The sequence below is a fragment of the Phyllobacterium trifolii genome (assembly GCF_014192095.1).
Taxonomy (GTDB): domain Bacteria; phylum Pseudomonadota; class Alphaproteobacteria; order Rhizobiales; family Rhizobiaceae; genus Phyllobacterium; species Phyllobacterium trifolii.
In genome coordinates this window covers 166,196-183,986 of sequence record NZ_JACHXN010000001.1, presented here as the reverse complement: position 1 = coordinate 183,986, position 17,791 = coordinate 166,196, and the positions used below count along the sequence as shown (strand labels likewise).

The window sequence follows — 17,791 nt, the reverse complement described above, 5'->3', positions numbered from 1 at the left end:
CGCGCCTGCAATAAAAATTCAGACCTTGGTGTCAATCAGCATGAAAGCCGGGATTTCATCACCGAAGCCAATCGGTGCCAAACCCATGTCATCGCGGTCGCGACGGTGATCACGGCGCGGCTCGGAATGCGGAACGCGGGCACGGCGCTGCTCGTTTTCCGCCTTGATCGCGGCTTTTTGCGGCTTCTCAGCGGTACGAATGATCGGCTGGTCATCGATTATGGGTTGCGCATCAACGTCTTTGGCCTTTTCAGCCGCTGCGATGATATCGATTTCGGACTGCGGGCGTTCGCGTTCACGGCCCTCATTGCGAGGTCGGCGCTTTGGGGCGCTCTTGTCGCGACTATTGCGACCACGGCGCGGCGCTTCGTCCGGCTCGGTCGAGACGGGCAGGGTGGAAAGGTCACCATCGTACCAGTTGATGTCCTCGCCGATCAGTTTTTCGATCGACGCAAGATATTTGACGTCGGCTGGCGTCACCAGCGTGAAGGCCTTGCCGGAGCGTCCGGCGCGCCCTGTACGGCCAATACGATGGACGTAGTCTTCGGAATGGATCGGAACGTCGAAATTGAACACGTGGCTGACATCGGGAATGTCCAGCCCCCGCGCCGCAACATCCGACGCGACCAGAATCTTCAGCTTGTTGTCTTTGAAATTCGCCAGCATTGTCGTGCGCGCACGCTGATCCATATCGCCGTGCAAGGCGCCAGCATCGAATTCGTGCTTCACCAGTGAGCGGAAAAGCTCGGACACGTCCTTCTTGCGATTGCAGAAGATGATCGCGTTTTTCAGTCCGTCAGCCTCGGCGCGAATGAGATCGCGCAGCACCGCACGCTTCTCCCAATCCTTCTTCCCTGACTTGACCAGCTGCTGCTCAACCGTTTTCGCCGTCGTCGCTGCCTTTGCAACTTCGATGCGGACGGGAGAATGCAGGAATTGTTCCGTCAGCTTGGTAATTTCCGGCGGCATGGTTGCCGAGAAGAACAGCGTCTGGCGCGTGAACGGGATCAACTTGCAGATGCGTTCGATATCGGGAATGAAGCCCATATCGAGCATGCGGTCGGCTTCGTCGATGACGAGAATATCGACGGCGCTCAAAAGCAGCTTGCCGCGTTCGAAATGGTCGAGCAGCCGTCCGGGCGTGGCGATCAACACATCAGCGCCGCGTTCAAGCTTGCGTAGCTGGTCGTCGAAAGAAACGCCGCCGATCAGCAGCGCAACGTTGAGGCGATGGTTCTTGCCATACTTGACGAAGTTTTCTTCAACCTGCGCCGCGAGTTCGCGCGTCGGTTCAAGGATGAGTGTGCGTGGCATGCGAGCGCGTGCGCGGCCCTGTTCAAGCAGCGTCAACATCGGTAGAACGAAAGAGGCGGTCTTGCCGGTTCCGGTCTGGGCGATGCCAAGAACGTCCTTGCGCTGCAGCGCATGCGGGATCGCGCCAAGCTGGATCGGTGTTGGTATTGTATATCCTGCTGCTTCTACAGCATCGAGCACTTTCGGCGAAAGGCCCAGGTCAGCAAAGGTGGTCAATGGAGATTTAACTTTCTATCTGCAGTCGGTGCTGCGCATGCCTGTTGTCGGCTAGGGCGTCATCTGCATCAAAGCATCAGGCACTCTCGATTTGCACAGCGTTTGCTGACAATGGCGTTACGGCGCATGCCAGCAAAAGTCAACTCTTGGATCAGCTCAGATTTAAGAGTTCGTTACAATTGTGCATCATTTTATTCTGATGTTGTCAATAAAGGAACTGTTCCTTGAGAATTCGTTCGTTCCAGGAATGGTTCTTGTCAAACAGAATGGTCGCCCTGAGTTGAGATGCTTCTTCAACTGTGACCGATAGAACGGATTTTACTTCCATATGATCGGCGACGGCATTTACCGGCCGTTTCTCTGGCTCGAGGATATCGAACCTCACTGTCACTTTGTTCGGTAGCAGTGCACCGCGCCAGCGCCGGGGGCGAAAAGCGGAAACCGGGGTGAGGGCAAGGAGCCGTGCATCGAGTGGCAGGATGGGTCCTTGCGCTGAAAGATTATACGCTGTCGAGCCGGCAGGCGTTGCGACCATGACGCCGTCGCAGATCAGTTCTTCCAGCCGCACCTTGTCATCGACGCTGATCCTGATCTTTGCCGCCTGGTATGACTGACGCAGCAGAGAAACTTCATTCAGCGCAAACGCCGTGAACATACCGTCTTCGGCGGACTCCGTTACCATCTTCAATGGCCGGATTGTCTCCGACTGCGCGGCTTCTACCCGTTCCTTCAACGCGGTATCGCTGAACTCGTTCATAAGGAAGCCGACCGATCCACGGTTCATACCATAGATCATTTTGCCCTGGTTCATGTAGTTCTGCAGCGTCTGCAACATGAAGCCATCGCCGCCAAGCGCGATGATGACATCGGCATCCTTGGCCTCGGCTTGCCCATAAATATTGGTGAGATCATGCAATGCTGCGTCTGAATCCGGCGTGCCGGAGGAAAGAAAAGCAAATGTTTCGATTTTCCGGTTCATAACTGCCTGCATATCCGAACGACTGGCAACGTGCCTAACACGCCGGAAGCGATCTGGCAAAAAGACCGCAAAACATTCTGGAAAATGGCCAGCGCTACGGGAAGACACCGAAGGAATGCTGTTGCAAGTCAATCAGGCGACAGGTGGCCGCCGCCAATGAATGAATCTCCAATGTGCTGCGAGCGTGGTGCCTAAGCCGCAGCAGCCAGATAAAATCGCTGATACAGTTCCCGCTCAAGTTCGGCGAGATCGGCATTCACCAGTGTCCGGCCATCGCTGTGCAGCAAGTACACGGCGCCACTCTTTTCGATGCAACAAAGTCCATCGGCGTAGACGAAGCCTTCGCCTTCACACAAACCTTCCGCATGGAGATCGTCACTGTAATCACGCGAACCTTGAAACTCCTCGAAGCTCATGGTCATCTCTTCAATCCTTCCAGCCGCAGTTACCGCGTCATTTGAGGATTTGACCTGATTCGGCCGTCTGAAATCAACCCATAGTGGGTAGGGGAGGCTGATAACCACTATATTTTTGCAAGCGTCGGACGTTTTTGTGCGGGCGCAGCATCACTTTCGTCCAAACGACTTATGGCGACCGTCCGGCAAGTTGTAGCATTAGGATTGATGCAACTTGAGATAGGGAGTTCCTTTGTCACACATACGTTCTCAATGTTGCATTGTATTATTGCCTCGGTCGATCAGAAGGACTCCCAAGTCCCGCCACTGATCGGCCGGACTGGGAGGAGATAGAGATCTACGAACGCACAGCATCCCCCCGCCATGCGTTTGTCTCTCTCCTCCCTTTTTCCTCTGAGAAAGCCGCGCAGGAGGCGGAATTACGCCTTTCGGTGGATAGCCGTATGGCTACACAGACCACGACCCGCAGCGGGTGTATTCTCGCCGCACTGACCGACTTTCGACCTTGATTGCACCCCGATTTAACGGTCAGCCTAGCTGGGAGGAGAAGAGACGCAAACGTTACGTCTTTTTCCTCCCCATTTTTGCAGAAGCCCCATATGGCGGGTCTCGCTAATTTTTTCCTCAGCGTGCGCCCGCCTAGTGGTTTCTGCTCACGTTCAGAAAGATTGTCGCGATGTTCGCCAGATGGCCGTCGCCGCCTTCCCGGTACGCCTGACCGCCCGCTGCCGCTATCGCATCGAACAAACGGTTTCCTTCTTGCGCTGCTTTGGAGATTTCGTCGAAGAGCTGTTCGCTACTCTTTCCGTCGGTATATCTGTTGTTGACATAAGCAACCAGCAGCCGTCTCCGCCGCTCGATGTCATCGGTCATCGCGCCGTAAAAACCCCAAACAAACCACGTTTCTCCAGTTTGCATATCGGCATCGCTGATTTGATTGCGCTGCCAGTCGGGAAGCTTGGCTCGTTGCGCATCGGCTGTTCTGCTTGCCAACTCGTAGGCTTCACTGTCGGTCTTGCTGCTTCCGGATGTCATGGCAACCTCCAATAAGCCAATCGGCTGGTTCAAATACATCATAGCAACATGCACAGGTTGACGACAACCTTGCCGCTTGAAGGCATCGATGATTGGCCATGGAGGTAGCACGACAGTGGCAGAGGCGGATAACGCCGCCACTGTTCACTTGTCATTTCAAGAGAAAATGGTGCCCCCGGAGAGACTCGAACTCCCGACCCTCTGATTACAAATCAGATGCTCTACCAACTGAGCTACAAGGGCAGCGGCGTCCGCTTAGCACAAACCTTCTATCTGTAAAATGGAAAATGTCGTTTACGCCAAATAAATGCGTCTTCTGTTCGACAAGATCGCCTCACGAGCGCTGGCCATCTATCTGCATATCGAACTGGACGACGTTGGAGTAGATTGGCGTGCCAACATCCATGCCGTAGCGCGAGCGAAGTATCTTGCCTTCTACTTGAAAGGTTATCGAGTTTTTGCCGTGGTTCGCCAGGCTCGCCTGAAAGCTTGCAGGGCTGGTCTTGCCGCGCGCCGTCAGCATCCCGGCGATCTCGGCGGTATTCGGGCTGGTTTGGGTAACCTGGGTTGATTTGAACGTAATCGTCGGGAAATTGGCGGAGTCGAAAACCGCGTCGGAGCGCAGAAAATTCTCGATACGAGCTTGCCCGGTAGAAACACTATCCGGATAGAGTGTGAAGTTGATTGACGACTGGCCAATACTGGTCGGGTTGAGCTTGAAGACGCCAGAGAACTTCTTGAAGTCTCCCTTGATTCCGCCGCCGCCCACTTGCCCAACCGAGAAACCGATGCGGGAGGACGGCTGTATTTTGTAACTGCCGGCGACTTGGGAGAGTGTATCGGCCTTTGCGACGAGCGGGATGGAGGCAAGCGTAACAGCAATCGCGATCCGGGTGACCGTCGACAACAGTTGGGTAGTAGTTTTCATGATTTGACTTTCTGAGTTAGCTGCCGCTCCGGCGCCTTGCGGTGGGGATTGAGCATGCGCGTTAAGATTGCATCCCTCTTCCAGAAATGGTGGTGCAGCGCCGCAAGGATGTGACCAACGGCCACTGCGGCGGAAAAATAGGCCAAATAAGCGTGAATAGCGGTCCAGAACGCTTCCGCACTGTCGGATATGCCCAACGGAAGTGGCGGGATCACCACAAGGTTGAACATGAATGTTGGTATCTGCAGGGGCGAGCTTGAGGCTATGGCCCAGCCTGTCACCGGTATAATGAACAGGCTGAGATAGAGGATGACATGGGCTGCGTGAGCAGTTGCACGCTCCAACGGGCCCATAGTTGCGGGATCGCTTGGACGAGTGTTCGCGAATTTCCAGACAAGGCGGAGCGCTGAGAGACCAAGAACAAGAAAGCCGAAGGATTTGTGCCATTGATACAGGCTGAATTGCAGCGTGAAATCGCTTGTTCTTACCATCCAATAACCGAGCGGGATCTGACCGAGGAAAATCAGTGCGATGACCCAGTGGAAAAGGATCGATATAAGACCGAAAGACTCTTTGTTGTTGCGCAGCATATGTACACTCCGTGACGGGATTCGATTGTTGATCGATGGTCCCGATGCGAGGTGAACACTACTTGCTCAAAAAAAATTCGAACGTGTCTTTTATTTAATCTTTGCTGCTCAAGAAACGCTGCGCTGCATAAAGCGAAATGGCCGCTGCGTTCGATACATTCAATGATTTGATTGCGCCGGGCATATCGAGCCGCGCAAGGTGCGTGACGGTTTCACGTGTTTTCTGCCGCAGGCCTTTGCCTTCCGCGCCAAGCACCAGGGCGATCCGGCCCTTGGACATCGTATTTTCCAGCTCTAACGGCCCTTCCGAATCAAGGCCGATGGTGATGAATCCGATTTCATGTAGCTCGGCGATGGCGTCAGCTAGATTTCGTACCTCGACATGGGGGATGAGTTCGAGGGCGCCAGACGCGGCTTTCGCCAGAACGCCAGATTCTTGCGGGCTGTGGCGAGCCGTCGTGATGATAGCACCGGCACCGAAGGCGACGGCCGAGCGCATGATAGCGCCGACATTGTGCGGATCGGTCACCTGATCGAGAATAAGCAGCAGCGGGCTCTCCTGCAGCGCTTTCAGCGATTGCGCCTTCAACGGTTGAGCTTCGATCATCACGCCCTGATGCACGGCCTCTGAGCCGGTCTCCTTGTCGATGGCGCGAGGCTCGACGATGTCAACGTCGAAGGGCAGGGCATCGGTGTTGGTGATTTCCAGCCGGTCCAGGGCGTTTTTGGTAACGAGCATCCGCTTGATCTTGCGAGCCGGATTGTCCAGTGCTGCGCGTACCGTATGCAAGCCGTAGAGTCGTATCAGACCTTCCGGCGCTGGCGTGCCGCTGACGGGTGGCCGTGATGCGCGCTCCGCCTGCGGTGCTCCCCCGGCCTTTTGATCGCGGAACTGGCGACGCAGCGTCGCGTAGTGTGAATCTTTTTGTGTATGAGTGGGTTTTTGATCGGCCATGGCGCGACATATAACCGTTCATGGCCCCTCGCGATACATGCTTGTGGCGGAAAATTGCGCGTGCTGGTTGCTCCGCCGTCATATTTCTTTAGCCTATTTCCACAAGCCGTTCATTTTCTGCAGGGAAGTGTTGACACCATGGAGGCTAGTCGGCATAAGGCCCTCCGCAAGCAGCCGCCCGGTTATCTCCGGAAAGTTGTGTGCAGAGTGCCAAATGGCGCGGTTCCATCGGCAGTGACCGGAGGAGTGCCCGAGTGGTTAAAGGGGACGGACTGTAAATCCGTTAGCTTGGCTTACGTTGGTTCGAATCCAACCTCCTCCACCACTGCCGGAACCGACCGCCTGGCGCATAGTTCAAAGCCCGATTCGGTTTTGGAACGGTTATGCGCTATCTATGTGTTGCTGTATTCTGCCGCGTCCAAAAAGATGCACGGATCAGCGAGATATGCGGGTATAGCTCAGTGGTAGAGCAGCAGCCTTCCAAGCTGAATATGCGGGTTCGATTCCCGCTACCCGCTCCAGATTTGCTGACGGACGGCGCGCTGTCTCGTCTGACCTACAAACATGGTGCCGGCCCTAGACCGGTTGTGATGACGAGAGAACGACAGTTATGGCTAAGAGCAAGTTTGAACGTAACAAGCCGCACGTCAACATTGGCACGATTGGTCACGTTGACCATGGCAAGACGTCGTTGACGGCAGCGATTACGAAGTATTTCGGTGAGTACAAGCCGTACGACCAGATTGACGCAGCGCCGGAAGAAAAGGCGCGCGGCATCACCATTTCGACGGCACACGTCGAATATGAGACGCCAGCCCGTCACTATGCGCACGTCGATTGCCCCGGCCACGCCGACTATGTGAAGAACATGATCACCGGCGCGGCACAGATGGATGGCGCGATCCTGGTCGTTTCGGCTGCCGACGGCCCGATGCCGCAGACCCGCGAGCACATCCTGCTTGCCCGTCAGGTTGGCGTTCCGGCGATCGTCGTGTTCCTGAACAAGGTCGACCAGGTTGACGATGCCGAACTTCTCGAACTCGTCGAGCTCGAAGTACGCGAGCTTCTGTCGAAGTACGATTTCCCGGGCGACGACATTCCGATCGTCAAGGGTTCGGCTCTGGCTGCGCTTGAAGACTCAAACAAGGAAATCGGCGAAGACGCCGTCCGTGCCTTGATGGCGGAAGTCGACAAGTACATTCCGACGCCAGAGCGTCCGATCAACCTGCCGTTCCTGATGCCGATCGAAGACGTTTTCTCGATCTCCGGCCGTGGTACGGTTGTAACGGGCCGCGTTGAACGCGGTATCGTCAAGGTTGGTGAAGAAGTCGAGATCATCGGCATCAAGCCGACGACGAAGACGACGGTGACCGGCGTCGAGATGTTCCGCAAGCTGCTCGACCAGGGCCAGGCCGGCGACAACATCGGTGCGCTGATCCGCGGCGTTGGCCGTGAAGACGTCGAGCGCGGCCAGATCCTTGCCAAGCCAGGTTCGGTCAAGCCGCACACCAAGTTCAAGGCAGAAGCCTATATCCTGACGAAGGACGAAGGTGGCCGTCACACGCCATTCTTCTCCAACTACCGTCCGCAGTTCTACTTCCGCACGACCGACGTGACGGGTGTTGTGACTTTGCCGGAAGGCACGGAAATGGTCATGCCCGGCGACAACATCGCAGTTGATGTGACGCTGATCGTGCCGATCGCCATGGAAGAGAAGCTGCGCTTCGCTATCCGTGAAGGTGGCCGCACCGTCGGTGCTGGGATTGTTTCTTCGATTATCGAATAAGACTTTCTGATCGTTAGAATCGGGAAGGGCGGTCCATCGGGCCGCCCTTTTTTATGCTGGCCTTAGCACCAAAGTCTAACTTCTCTCCGTTACAGCTTCTGGTATCTAATTGACGCAAAGCCAGTCCAGATATTTGCGGAGTTAGAGTGTTCCAGATAGTACCCGTTAAATATCGCTACCCGCTTTTCTTCCTCGTCTCCCGGATGGTCCTGGTTCTGCAATACATAGCGACGGCACCGGCGCTTGCTGCCATGGCGGAGGATCAGCCAGGCTTTACCACACCAGGAAATATCAGCCGCCCTTACACTCCTGGCGGACTATTGGGACGTTCCTTCGTGCCCTCCGAGACCAATCGTCCCCCCAAGCAGGTTCGGCCTCCAAAAAATGGCGTGGTGCTTTTTGAGCCCTATACGCCCGTTCGGCTTCCTGATCTCCCCAAGAACAGTGGGGTTTCTTCTGTACCCTATACGCCGGTTCGATTACCCGATCTCCCCGCAAAAAGTGCTGTACCTTCTGAGCCGCAAGCTCCCGCGAAGCTTTCGGCGCCAGACAAGGCTCCCAAGCCCTTCAAGCTCGCCGATCAGACCATGCGATTTGCTATCGTGCGGAACGCTTCCGCAAGCTGCGAACCAGCCTGTCCCGAGTGGATAGCGGCCTCAGGTACGATTACAGCGGATAGCCCCTCAAGATTGCGCAAGGTCCTGCGACAGCTGGGCAAGCGGCGATTGCCCATTGTGATAGAATCGAATGGCGGAGCGGTGGACGCGGCCATGGAAATAGGACGTTTGATCCGAAAGCGAGGGCTCGACGTTGCGGTTGGAAAAACCAGCTTCTATGAATGTGATCCTGACCAGAAAGGGTGCAAGCCAAAATATTCGGATGGCGCCTATGCGGGCTTTGCCTATCCCGGTTGGGCAGCCTGCATGTCAGCTTGCCCATTTATCGTTGCCGGCGGCTCCAAACGTTTTGTCGGTTTGTGGGCAGAGCTGGGTGTCCATCAGATCACCACCACAGTTACCAAAACGATGGTAAAATATCAGACACGCTACCGGATCGTAAAAGGCAAAAAGAAAATCGTCGATACGAAAATCATTGGGCGTAGATCGACCGGAACGTACAAGACAACCGAACTATCCAAAGGTTATCGCAAACGACTCAACGCTTACTTCAATGAAATGGGTGTCGACGCTGGCATTGTCGCTAAAATGCTTTCAATTCCGGCAAGCGATATTTCCATTCTGGACCATGATGAGTTGTTGAATTTTCGAATGACAACCGGTCCCGGCGATGTGGGTGATTTCTCCAGCGCGAGCACCTGCGCACAAGAGCCAAAACCAGCAAACTGTATTGAATTAAGCGCAATCGTCACTAAATAAACAATTATCGAGCGTCTCGGCAGTGGGATCAGTTCGAGAAGTTTGTCAATGACAGCTTGATCATACCTTTGGGACTTGAAAAGCTCTCCGCTTTGTGGAATGTACGCCCCGAACATAGGGGAGTAGCTCAGTTGGTAGAGCGGCGGTCTCCAAAACCGTAGGTCGCAGGTTCGAATCCTGTCTCCCCTGCCAACACATAGTCTGCCGGTGCACGATTGGATGGTGCAATGGGCAGATGTTTGGAAAGAAACGAATCCGGGGGCCTTGTGTTTTTCCGGAATCGGTTCTATGTAGGCTTAACAGACACGCGGTGCGTGGAGCTGAACGATCAGCTTTACGGGCCGCAATGGTGTGGACAGATGGTGTTGTTTAAGTTGCAGCACAGCATGTTTACAGCAACATGACATGCACGAGCGGTAAATGGCATCCAAAACGAATCCAATAACTTTTTTTCAGCAAGTGCGCGCTGAAACCGCAAAGGTCACATGGCCTTCGCGTCGCGAAACGCTCATTTCCACCGCGATGGTGATGGTAATGGCGTTTTTTGCTGCGATTTTCTTTTTCGCAGCTGATCAGTTGATGGCATACGGAATCGATATGATTCTCGGTCTTGGTCGTTAACGCAGGCTGACAAGAAAATCGGGATTGGGAAATAGCAATGACCGCGCGCTGGTATATCGTTCACGCCTATTCGAACTTTGAAAAGAAGGTCGCCGAGTCGATCGAAGAAAAGGCAAGGCAGAAGGGTCTGTCGCACCTTTTTGAGAAGATTCTCGTGCCGACCGAAAAAGTGGTCGAAGTCCGCCGTGGCCGCAAGGTCGATGCCGAGCGCAAGTTCTTTCCGGGTTATGTCCTGGTTCGTGCCGATCTGACAGATGATGCCTATCATCTGATCAAGAACACACCGAAGGTGACGGGGTTCCTCGGTTCGGACAACAAGCCGATTGCGATTTCCGATAAGGAAGCCGACCGCATCCTGATGCAGGTCCAGGAAGGTGTCGAGCGTCCAAAAGCTTCAATCTCGTTCGAGATTGGCGAAAGTGTTCGCGTTGCCGATGGTCCGTTCGCCTCGTTCAACGGCACTGTACAGGAAGTCGACGAAGAGCGTTCGCGCCTCAAGGTCGAGGTTTCGATTTTTGGCCGGGCCACCCCGGTCGATCTGGAATTTGGTCAGGTTGAAAAAGTCTGATCAATCGGCGGCTCTCTGAAGCCGCCTGCTGCGTCAGCGGCAAACATGGTGGGAGGTAAGGCAGCCTTTAGCCGGGCTTTCGATCCGCACCACCAAACTGCAACCGCCGGTTATCCGGCACTTTGATTAAAGGCAGGAAGTTATGGCTAAGAAAGTAGCAGGCCAGCTCAAGCTGCAGGTTTCGGCAGGATCGGCAACACCGTCCCCGCCGATCGGACCGGCGCTTGGTCAGCGTGGCATCAACATCATGGAATTCTGCAAGGCCTTCAATGCGGCCACGCAGGAACTGGAAAAGGGTTCGCCCATTCCGGTCGTGATTACATATTATCAGGACAAGTCCTTCACATTTGCGATGAAGACGCCGCCGGTGTCTTACTTCCTCAAGAAGGCCGCAAACCTGAAGTCGGGTTCGAAAGAGCCAGGCAAGGTCGTTGCCGGCAAGATCTCGCGCGACAAGGTGCGTGAAATCGCGCAGGCGAAGATGAAAGACCTGAACGCAGCGGACGTTGAAGCCGCCATGCGCATGGTTGAAGGTTCTGCCCGTTCGATGGGCCTGGAAGTGGTGGGCTAAGACGATGGCAAAACTATCAAAGCGTGTAGCGAAAGTTCGTGAAGGCGTTGACCGTAACAAGCTGTACGACCTGACCTCGGCAATTGCCATGGTCAAGGAGCGTGCTGTTGCCAAGTTCGACGAGACGATCGAAGTTGCAATGAACCTCGGCGTTGATCCTCGCCATGCGGACCAGATGGTTCGCGGTGTCGTCAATCTGCCGAATGGCACCGGCCGTACAGTTCGCGTCGCCGTATTTGCTCGTGGTCCGAAGGCTGATGAAGCCAAGGCTGCCGGTGCAGACATCGTCGGTGCGGAAGACCTGTTCGAGATCGTCAATGGCGGCAAGATCGATTTCGATCGCTGCATTGCCACACCGGACATGATGCCGCTCGTTGGCCGTCTCGGTAAGGTTCTCGGCCCACGCGGCATGATGCCTAACCCGAAGGTTGGCACGGTCACGACCGATGTTACAGCTGCCGTTAAGGCTTCCAAGGGCGGTGCAGTCGAGTTCCGCGTCGAGAAGGCCGGCATCATTCACGCCGGCGTCGGCAAGGCATCCTTCGATGCCAAGGCGCTGGAAGAGAACATCAAGGCGTTCGCCGATGCCGTCACCAAGGCAAAGCCAACTGGCGCCAAGGGTGACTACGTCAAGCGCGTCGCGATTTCCTCGACGATGGGTGCTGGCGTAAAGATCGATCCAGCAACAGTACGCATTGCGTAAGTGTTGATTGAAGTTTCAGGCTTAGCTGTTTGAAACAAAAGAATTCCAGGCCCTTCGGGGCCTGGATAACCGGATGCAAGTCCGGTTATCCTGTCCGAGATTGCGGGTGGTTCGCCTTAATTCGTCAGAACCCGCATGAGACGTGGAAAAACTTTGGTTAAAGGGCTTAGCCCGATGAACAAGGTTCGAACCGTAGTTGCCTTTCGCTTGCAGCCGATCTCGGCGAAGCAGGGGGGACAGGATCCTCAAGTGCTGTGTGGTTTCGGTCTTCGGACTGAAAGCTTGCAGCAAAAGGCAACCCGGCAGTGACGCAATCTCGCGTTTCTGCCAAATGGAGAGAGACAGTGGAAAAAGCGGAAAAGCGCGAATTCGTCGCGTGGCTGAATGGGGTCTTCAAGGACTCTGGTTCAGTTGTCGTGGCCCACTATACCGGTCTCACCGTTGCGCAACTGAGCGACCTTCGCTCCAAGATGCGTGATGCTGGTGGCACCGTTAAAGTCGCGAAGAACCGCCTTGCCAAGATCGCTCTTCAGGGCACGGATTCGGAAGGCATCGCTGACCTGTTCACAGGTCAGACACTCGTTGCTTATTCCAACGATCCGATAGCGGCACCAAAGATCGCCATTGAATTTGCCAAGGGAAACGAAAAGCTCGTCATCCTCGGTGGTTCGATGGGAGCAACAACTCTCGATCCGGATGGGGTAAAGGCACTTGCTGCACTTCCATCTCTCGACGAGTTGCGCGCAAAGCTGGTTGGTATGATCCAGACACCGGCTTCTCGCATTGCTCAGGTCGTCAACGCACCGGCAGCTCAGCTTGCCCGCGTTTTTGGCGCCTATGCCCGGAAGGACGAAGCGGCATAAGGCCGTTCTCGCTGTCAATATATCGAACCTTGTAAAGGAATACCAAAATGACTGATCTCGCAAAGATCGTAGATGACCTGTCCAACCTGACTGTTCTCGAAGCTGCTGAACTTTCGAAGCTTCTTGAAGAGAAGTGGGGCGTTTCTGCTGCTGCTCCTGTGGCTGCTGCTGCCGCTGCCGGCGGTGGTGCAGTTGCTGCTGCAGTTGAAGAGAAGACTGAATTCGACGTCGTTCTGACCGAAGCCGGACCTAACAAGATCAACGTGATCAAGGAAGTCCGCGCTATCACCGGTCTCGGCCTCAAGGAAGCCAAGGACCTCGTTGAAGCTGCTCCCAAGGCAGTCAAAGAAGGCGTTAACAAGGAAGAATCTGACAAGATCAAGGCACAGCTCGAAGCAGCTGGCGCCAAGGTCGAACTCAAGTAAGCCTTGCACTGATTGGCGGGCAGGGCGATCTGCCCGCCAACTACTCCCCTCGGGGAATCCGGTACTGAACCCTTTTCCTGACGGCAATTTCGATGCTTTCAGGAAACGGGTTTTGTCCCGTTCACGGGGCCGCATGAGCGGTTTTAAGAAACAGGCCAGTTTCTGGCATAAAGACGAGGAGCGACGATGGCTCAGACCCATTCTTTCAATGGTCGTAGGCGCGTACGCAAGTTTTTCGGTAAGATTCCGGAAGTCGCAGAGATGCCGAACCTCATCGAGGTTCAGAAAGCTTCCTACGATCAGTTTCTGATGGTGGAAGAGCCCAAGGGCGGGCGTTTGGATGAAGGTCTGCAGGCTGTGTTCAAGTCTGTTTTCCCGATCCAGGATTTCTCGGGCGCTTCCATGCTCGAATTCGTCAAGTACGAGTTCGAGGCTCCAAAATTCGACGTTGACGAATGCCGTCAGCGCGATCTGACATACGCTGCGCCGCTCAAGGTGACGCTGCGCCTCATCGTGTTCGATATCGATGAGGATACAGGCGCGAAGTCGATCAAGGACATCAAGGAACAGGACGTTTACATGGGCGATATGCCGCTCATGACCGATAACGGCACGTTCATTGTAAACGGCACCGAGCGCGTGATCGTATCGCAGATGCATCGTTCGCCGGGCGTCTTCTTCGATCACGACAAGGGCAAGACGCATTCGTCCGGCAAGCTGCTGTTTGCTGCGCGCGTTATCCCTTATCGCGGTTCCTGGCTCGACATCGAATTTGATGCCAAGGACGTCGTCTATGCGCGTATCGACCGCCGCCGCAAGATCCCTGCGACGTCGCTGTTGATGGCGCTTGGCATGGATTCGGAAGAAATCCTGTCGACTTTCTACAATACGCTCACGTTTAACCGCGATGGCGATACCTGGCGTATTCCGTTCTCCGTGGATCGCTTCCGCGGCTTCAAGGCTACTACGGACGTCGTGGATGCCGATACGGGCGAGGTTGTTCTCGAAACAGGCAAGAAGCTGACGGCACGCAGTGCCAAGCAGCTTGCTGAAAAGGGCTTGAAGTTCATCAAGGCGACAGAAGACGATCTGCTCGGCACCTATCTCGCCGAAGATATCGTCAACATGGAGACGGGTGAAGTTTATCTCGAAGCCGGTGATGAACTCGACGAGAAGACACTCAAGGTTCTGCTCGACACGGGCGTTTCCGAGATCAACATTCTCGATATCGATCACGTCAATATCGGACCCTATATCCGCAACACCCTTGCCGTTGACAAGAACGAGAACCGTCAGGACGCACTGTTCGACATCTACCGCGTCATGCGTCCGGGTGAACCGCCAACGATCGACTCCGCCGAAGCAATGTTCAAGTCGTTGTTCTTCGACAGTGAGCGCTACGATCTTTCAGCTGTTGGCCGCGTCAAGATGAACATGCGTCTCGATCTCGATGCGGAAGACACTGTTCGCATCCTGCGCAAGGAAGACATCCTGGCTGTCGTCAAGATGCTGGTTGATCTGCGCGATGGCCGCGGCGAAATCGACGACATCGACAATCTCGGCAACCGCCGTGTGCGTTCGGTCGGCGAATTGATGGAAAACCAGTACCGTGTTGGTCTGCTCCGCATGGAGCGCGCCATCAAGGAACGTATGTCGTCCATTGAAATCGACACGGTAATGCCGCAGGACCTGATCAACGCGAAGCCGGCAGCCGCCGCCGTTCGTGAGTTCTTCGGTTCCTCGCAGCTTTCGCAGTTCATGGATCAGACCAACCCGCTGTCCGAGATCACGCACAAGCGTCGTCTTTCGGCATTGGGACCCGGCGGTTTGACCCGCGAGCGCGCCGGCTTCGAAGTCCGCGACGTTCATCCGACGCATTATGGCCGTATCTGCCCGATTGAAACGCCGGAAGGCCCGAATATCGGTCTGATCAACTCGCTCGCAACCTTTGCCCGGGTCAATAAGTACGGCTTTATTGAAAGCCCGTACCGCAAGATCATCGACGGCAAGGTCACGGACGAGGTGGTTTATCTGTCTGCGATGGAAGAAGCCAAGTATCACGTGGCACAGGCCAATGTGGAACTGGATGCTTCCGGCGCATTCACGGATGAATTCGTTGTCTGCCGTCATGCGGGTGAAGTTCTGATGGCGCCGCGTGAAAACGTGGATCTGATGGACGTTTCGCCGAAGCAGCTTGTTTCGGTTGCAGCGGCGCTCATTCCGTTCCTTGAGAACGATGACGCCAACCGCGCTCTGATGGGCTCGAACATGCAGCGTCAGGCCGTTCCGCTGGTTCGTGCCGAAGCGCCGTTTGTTGGAACGGGCATGGAGCCGGTCGTCGCTCGCGACTCCGGTGCCGCTATCGGTGCACGCCGTACTGGTATTGTCGATCAGGTCGATGCGACCCGTATCGTTATCCGTGCCACGGAAGACCTCGTGCCGGGCAAGTCGGGCGTCGATATCTATCGCCTGATGAAGTTCCAGCGTTCGAACCAGAACACCTGCATCAATCAGCGTCCGCTGGTTCGTGTTGGCGACCGGATCGAGAAGGGTGACATCATCGCTGATGGTCCTTCGACGGATCTGGGCGATCTGGCGCTCGGCCGCAACGTGCTCGTCGCGTTCATGCCGTGGAATGGCTACAACTACGAAGATTCCATCCTTCTTTCTGAAAAGATCGTTTCGGATGACGTCTTCACCTCGATCCATATCGAGGAGTTCGAAGTCATGGCCCGCGACACGAAGCTCGGACCGGAAGAAATCACGCGCGACATTCCGAACGTTTCGGAAGAAGCACTGAAGAACCTGGACGAAGCTGGCATTGTCTATATCGGCGCGGAAGTTCAGCCGGGCGATATCCTCGTCGGCAAGATCACACCGAAGGGCGAAAGCCCGATGACCCCGGAAGAGAAGCTTCTGCGAGCCATCTTCGGTGAGAAGGCTTCGGACGTTCGTGATACCTCGATGCGCATGCCGCCCGGGACCTACGGTACTGTTGTGGAAGTTCGCGTTTTCAACCGCCACGGCGTTGAGAAGGACGAACGCGCCATGGCGATCGAACGCGAGGAAATCGAGCGTTTGGCCAAGGACCGCGACGACGAACAGGCGATCCTTGACCGCAACGTCTATGGCCGTCTGGCCGACGTTCTCGATGGCAAGTCTGCTGTTGCCGGACCGAAGGCGTTCAAGAAGGGCACTGTCGTTACACAGGACGTCATGGGTGAATACCCGCGTTCCCAGTGGTGGCAGTTTGCTGTCGAGGACGAGAAGATCCAGGGCGAAATCGAAGCTCTGCGCAACCAATACGATGACTCCAAGAAATTGCTCGAGCAGCGTTTCATGGACAAGGTCGAAAAGGTCCAGCGCGGCGACGAGATGCCTCCAGGCGTCATGAAGATGGTCAAGGTCTTTGTCGCTGTGAAGCGCAAGATTCAGCCAGGCGACAAGATGGCTGGCCGTCACGGTAACAAGGGCGTTGTTTCGCGTATCGCCGCTGTTGAAGATATGCCGTTCCTTGAAGACGGAACGCATGTCGATATCGTGCTCAATCCGCTTGGCGTGCCAAGCCGGATGAATGTCGGGCAGATCCTCGAAACGCATCTGGGCTGGGCTTGCGCCGGAATGGGTAGGAAGATCGGGGAACTGATCGAGGCCTACAAGGCACAGCACGCACAGGGTGAACAGGGCGATATTGCTCCGCTGAGAATGACGATTGAATCGATCATTCCGGACAATGACCGCAACGAGCCGGTTCGCAACTATGACGATGAGAGCATCATTCGTCTTGGCGAACAGATGAAGCGTGGCGTTTCGATTGCAACGCCGGTGTTTGACGGTGCGCATGAACCGGACATCAATGTGATGCTGGAACAGGCGGGCCTGCATTCTTCGGGTCAATCGACGCTTTATGACGGACGTACGGGTGAGACTTTCGATCGTCAGGTGACCGTCGGCTACATCTACATGCTGAAGCTGCACCATCTGGTCGACGACAAGATCCACGCTCGTTCGATCGGACCTTACTCGCTCGTTACCCAGCAGCCTCTGGGTGGTAAAGCCCAGTTCGGCGGTCAGCGCTTCGGTGAAATGGAGGTCTGGGCTCTGGAAGCATACGGTGCAGCTTACACGCTGCAGGAAATGCTTACGGTCAAGTCCGACGACGTCGCCGGTCGCACGAAGGTTTACGAAGCAATCGTCCGTGGCGACGATACTTTCGAAGCCGGCATTCCGGAGAGCTTCAACGTTCTCGTCAAGGAAATGCGCTCGCTCGGTCTCAATGTCGAGCTGGACGATACTCGTGCCCAAGAACAGCAACAGCAGGCATTGCCTGACGCTGCAGAGTAAAAAGGGAAGGGTGCGCGGCAATGCTCGCGCACCCGACCAGTTTTTCGGGCCGCTGAGGAAGCGGCATTTGATCTAGATGGACCGCGGCGGCGGATATCCAT

General features: G+C 55.4%; 16 protein-coding genes and 4 tRNA genes. 12 read left to right on the top strand and 8 right to left on the bottom strand.

Annotated elements, in window-relative coordinates:
* Window positions 1-18: 18 nt before the first annotated feature.
* The 8 genes from FHS21_RS00950 to rlmB form a co-directional block, all read right to left on the bottom strand.
* Window positions 19-1,530: a DEAD/DEAH box helicase gene (locus tag FHS21_RS00950; protein ID WP_183660783.1), complete on the bottom strand. Its 1,512-nt coding sequence runs from the start codon at window positions 1,528-1,530 to the stop codon at window positions 19-21.
* A 205-nt stretch (window positions 1,531-1,735) separates the two neighbouring features.
* Window positions 1,736-2,509, bottom strand: a complete 774-nt coding sequence (locus tag FHS21_RS00945; protein ID WP_246410710.1) for an NAD kinase — start codon at window positions 2,507-2,509, stop codon at window positions 1,736-1,738.
* 191 nt (window positions 2,510-2,700) lie between these two features.
* Window positions 2,701-2,925, bottom strand: a complete 225-nt coding sequence (locus FHS21_RS00940) for a hypothetical protein (protein WP_183660781.1) — start codon at window positions 2,923-2,925, stop codon at window positions 2,701-2,703.
* 639 nt (window positions 2,926-3,564) lie between these two features.
* Window positions 3,565-3,960 carry a hypothetical protein gene (locus FHS21_RS00935; protein WP_158482206.1) on the bottom strand — a complete coding sequence of 132 codons (396 nt, stop codon included), beginning with the start codon at window positions 3,958-3,960 and terminating at the stop codon, window positions 3,565-3,567.
* A 167-nt stretch (window positions 3,961-4,127) separates the two neighbouring features.
* Window positions 4,128-4,203 (bottom strand) — tRNA-Thr (locus FHS21_RS00930).
* Between the two features lie 91 nt (window positions 4,204-4,294).
* A complete protein-coding gene (locus tag FHS21_RS00925) occupies window positions 4,295-4,888 on the bottom strand; it encodes a YceI family protein (RefSeq protein ID WP_112530955.1) in 594 nt (197 codons plus the stop codon).
* The gene (locus tag FHS21_RS00920; protein ID WP_112530956.1) at window positions 4,885-5,478 is read right to left on the bottom strand and encodes a cytochrome b; all 594 of its coding nucleotides are present in this window, start codon (window positions 5,476-5,478) and stop codon (window positions 4,885-4,887) included. The genes FHS21_RS00925 and FHS21_RS00920 overlap by 4 nt, the downstream gene beginning before the upstream one ends.
* Window positions 5,479-5,572: 94 nt before the next feature.
* Window positions 5,573-6,433 (bottom strand): 23S rRNA (guanosine(2251)-2'-O)-methyltransferase RlmB, encoded by an 861-nt coding sequence (rlmB, locus tag FHS21_RS00915; protein ID WP_112530957.1) that lies wholly within the window; start codon window positions 6,431-6,433, stop codon window positions 5,573-5,575.
* A gap of 240 nt (window positions 6,434-6,673) precedes the next feature.
* Between rlmB and FHS21_RS00910 the strand changes: the two genes are divergently transcribed.
* The 12 genes from FHS21_RS00910 to rpoB all read left to right on the top strand — a co-directional run bounded on the left by FHS21_RS00910 (window position 6,674) and on the right by rpoB (window position 17,690).
* A tRNA-Tyr gene (locus FHS21_RS00910) sits at window positions 6,674-6,758 on the top strand.
* A 122-nt stretch (window positions 6,759-6,880) separates the two neighbouring features.
* Window positions 6,881-6,954 (top strand) — tRNA-Gly (locus tag FHS21_RS00905).
* 89 nt (window positions 6,955-7,043) lie between these two features.
* Window positions 7,044-8,219: an elongation factor Tu gene (tuf, locus tag FHS21_RS00900; RefSeq protein ID WP_114429373.1), complete on the top strand. Its 1,176-nt coding sequence runs from the start codon at window positions 7,044-7,046 to the stop codon at window positions 8,217-8,219.
* Between the two features lie 770 nt (window positions 8,220-8,989).
* The gene (locus FHS21_RS00895) at window positions 8,990-9,595 is read left to right on the top strand and encodes a hypothetical protein (protein ID WP_162713633.1); all 606 of its coding nucleotides are present in this window, start codon (window positions 8,990-8,992) and stop codon (window positions 9,593-9,595) included.
* A 116-nt stretch (window positions 9,596-9,711) separates the two neighbouring features.
* A tRNA-Trp gene (locus FHS21_RS00890) sits at window positions 9,712-9,787 on the top strand.
* Window positions 9,788-10,015: 228 nt separating this feature from the next.
* Entirely contained in the window at window positions 10,016-10,216 is a 201-nt protein-coding gene (gene secE / locus FHS21_RS00885; RefSeq protein ID WP_106716822.1) for a preprotein translocase subunit SecE, read from the top strand.
* 37 nt (window positions 10,217-10,253) lie between these two features.
* Window positions 10,254-10,784, top strand: coding sequence for a transcription termination/antitermination protein NusG (gene nusG, locus FHS21_RS00880; RefSeq protein WP_112531272.1), 531 nt, complete (start codon window positions 10,254-10,256; stop codon window positions 10,782-10,784).
* Window positions 10,785-10,926: 142 nt separating this feature from the next.
* A complete protein-coding gene (gene rplK / locus FHS21_RS00875; protein ID WP_112531271.1) occupies window positions 10,927-11,355 on the top strand; it encodes a 50S ribosomal protein L11 in 429 nt (142 codons plus the stop codon).
* A gap of 4 nt (window positions 11,356-11,359) precedes the next feature.
* Complete coding sequence (gene rplA / locus FHS21_RS00870; protein WP_112551524.1) at window positions 11,360-12,058, top strand: 50S ribosomal protein L1; 699 nt, start codon at window positions 11,360-11,362, stop codon at window positions 12,056-12,058.
* Window positions 12,059-12,402: 344 nt separating this feature from the next.
* Complete coding sequence (gene rplJ / locus FHS21_RS00865) at window positions 12,403-12,921, top strand: 50S ribosomal protein L10 (RefSeq protein ID WP_112531269.1); 519 nt, start codon at window positions 12,403-12,405, stop codon at window positions 12,919-12,921.
* A 47-nt stretch (window positions 12,922-12,968) separates the two neighbouring features.
* Entirely contained in the window at window positions 12,969-13,346 is a 378-nt protein-coding gene (gene rplL / locus FHS21_RS00860; RefSeq protein ID WP_112531268.1) for a 50S ribosomal protein L7/L12, read from the top strand.
* 186 nt (window positions 13,347-13,532) lie between these two features.
* On the top strand, window positions 13,533-17,690 hold the full coding sequence (rpoB, locus tag FHS21_RS00855; protein WP_112531267.1) for a DNA-directed RNA polymerase subunit beta: 4,158 nt from the start codon (window positions 13,533-13,535) through the stop codon (window positions 17,688-17,690).
* Window positions 17,691-17,791 lie beyond the last annotated feature (101 nt).

What these genes read in the sequence shown, in the direction of transcription:
- FHS21_RS00945 (WP_246410710.1), bottom strand. Translation starts at nt 2,509, where the DNA reads ATGAACCGGAAAATCGAAACATTTGCTTTTCTTTCCTCCGGCACGCCG.
- FHS21_RS00940 (WP_183660781.1), bottom strand. Translation starts at nt 2,925, where the DNA reads ATGAGCTTCGAGGAGTTTCAAGGTTCGCGTGATTACAGTGACGATCTC.
- FHS21_RS00935 (WP_158482206.1), bottom strand. Translation starts at nt 3,960, where the DNA reads ATGACATCCGGAAGCAGCAAGACCGACAGTGAAGCCTACGAGTTGGCA.
- FHS21_RS00925 (WP_112530955.1), bottom strand. Translation starts at nt 4,888, where the DNA reads ATGAAAACTACTACCCAACTGTTGTCGACGGTCACCCGGATCGCGATT.
- FHS21_RS00920 (WP_112530956.1), bottom strand. Translation starts at nt 5,478, where the DNA reads ATGCTGCGCAACAACAAAGAGTCTTTCGGTCTTATATCGATCCTTTTC.
- rlmB (WP_112530957.1), bottom strand. Translation starts at nt 6,433, where the DNA reads ATGGCCGATCAAAAACCCACTCATACACAAAAAGATTCACACTACGCG.
- tuf (WP_114429373.1), top strand. Translation starts at nt 7,044, where the DNA reads ATGGCTAAGAGCAAGTTTGAACGTAACAAGCCGCACGTCAACATTGGC.
- FHS21_RS00895 (WP_162713633.1), top strand. Translation starts at nt 8,990, where the DNA reads ATGGAAATAGGACGTTTGATCCGAAAGCGAGGGCTCGACGTTGCGGTT.
- secE (WP_106716822.1), top strand. Translation starts at nt 10,016, where the DNA reads ATGGCATCCAAAACGAATCCAATAACTTTTTTTCAGCAAGTGCGCGCT.
- nusG (WP_112531272.1), top strand. Translation starts at nt 10,254, where the DNA reads ATGACCGCGCGCTGGTATATCGTTCACGCCTATTCGAACTTTGAAAAG.
- rplK (WP_112531271.1), top strand. Translation starts at nt 10,927, where the DNA reads ATGGCTAAGAAAGTAGCAGGCCAGCTCAAGCTGCAGGTTTCGGCAGGA.
- rplA (WP_112551524.1), top strand. Translation starts at nt 11,360, where the DNA reads ATGGCAAAACTATCAAAGCGTGTAGCGAAAGTTCGTGAAGGCGTTGAC.
- rplL (WP_112531268.1), top strand. Translation starts at nt 12,969, where the DNA reads ATGACTGATCTCGCAAAGATCGTAGATGACCTGTCCAACCTGACTGTT.
- rpoB (WP_112531267.1), top strand. Translation starts at nt 13,533, where the DNA reads ATGGCTCAGACCCATTCTTTCAATGGTCGTAGGCGCGTACGCAAGTTT.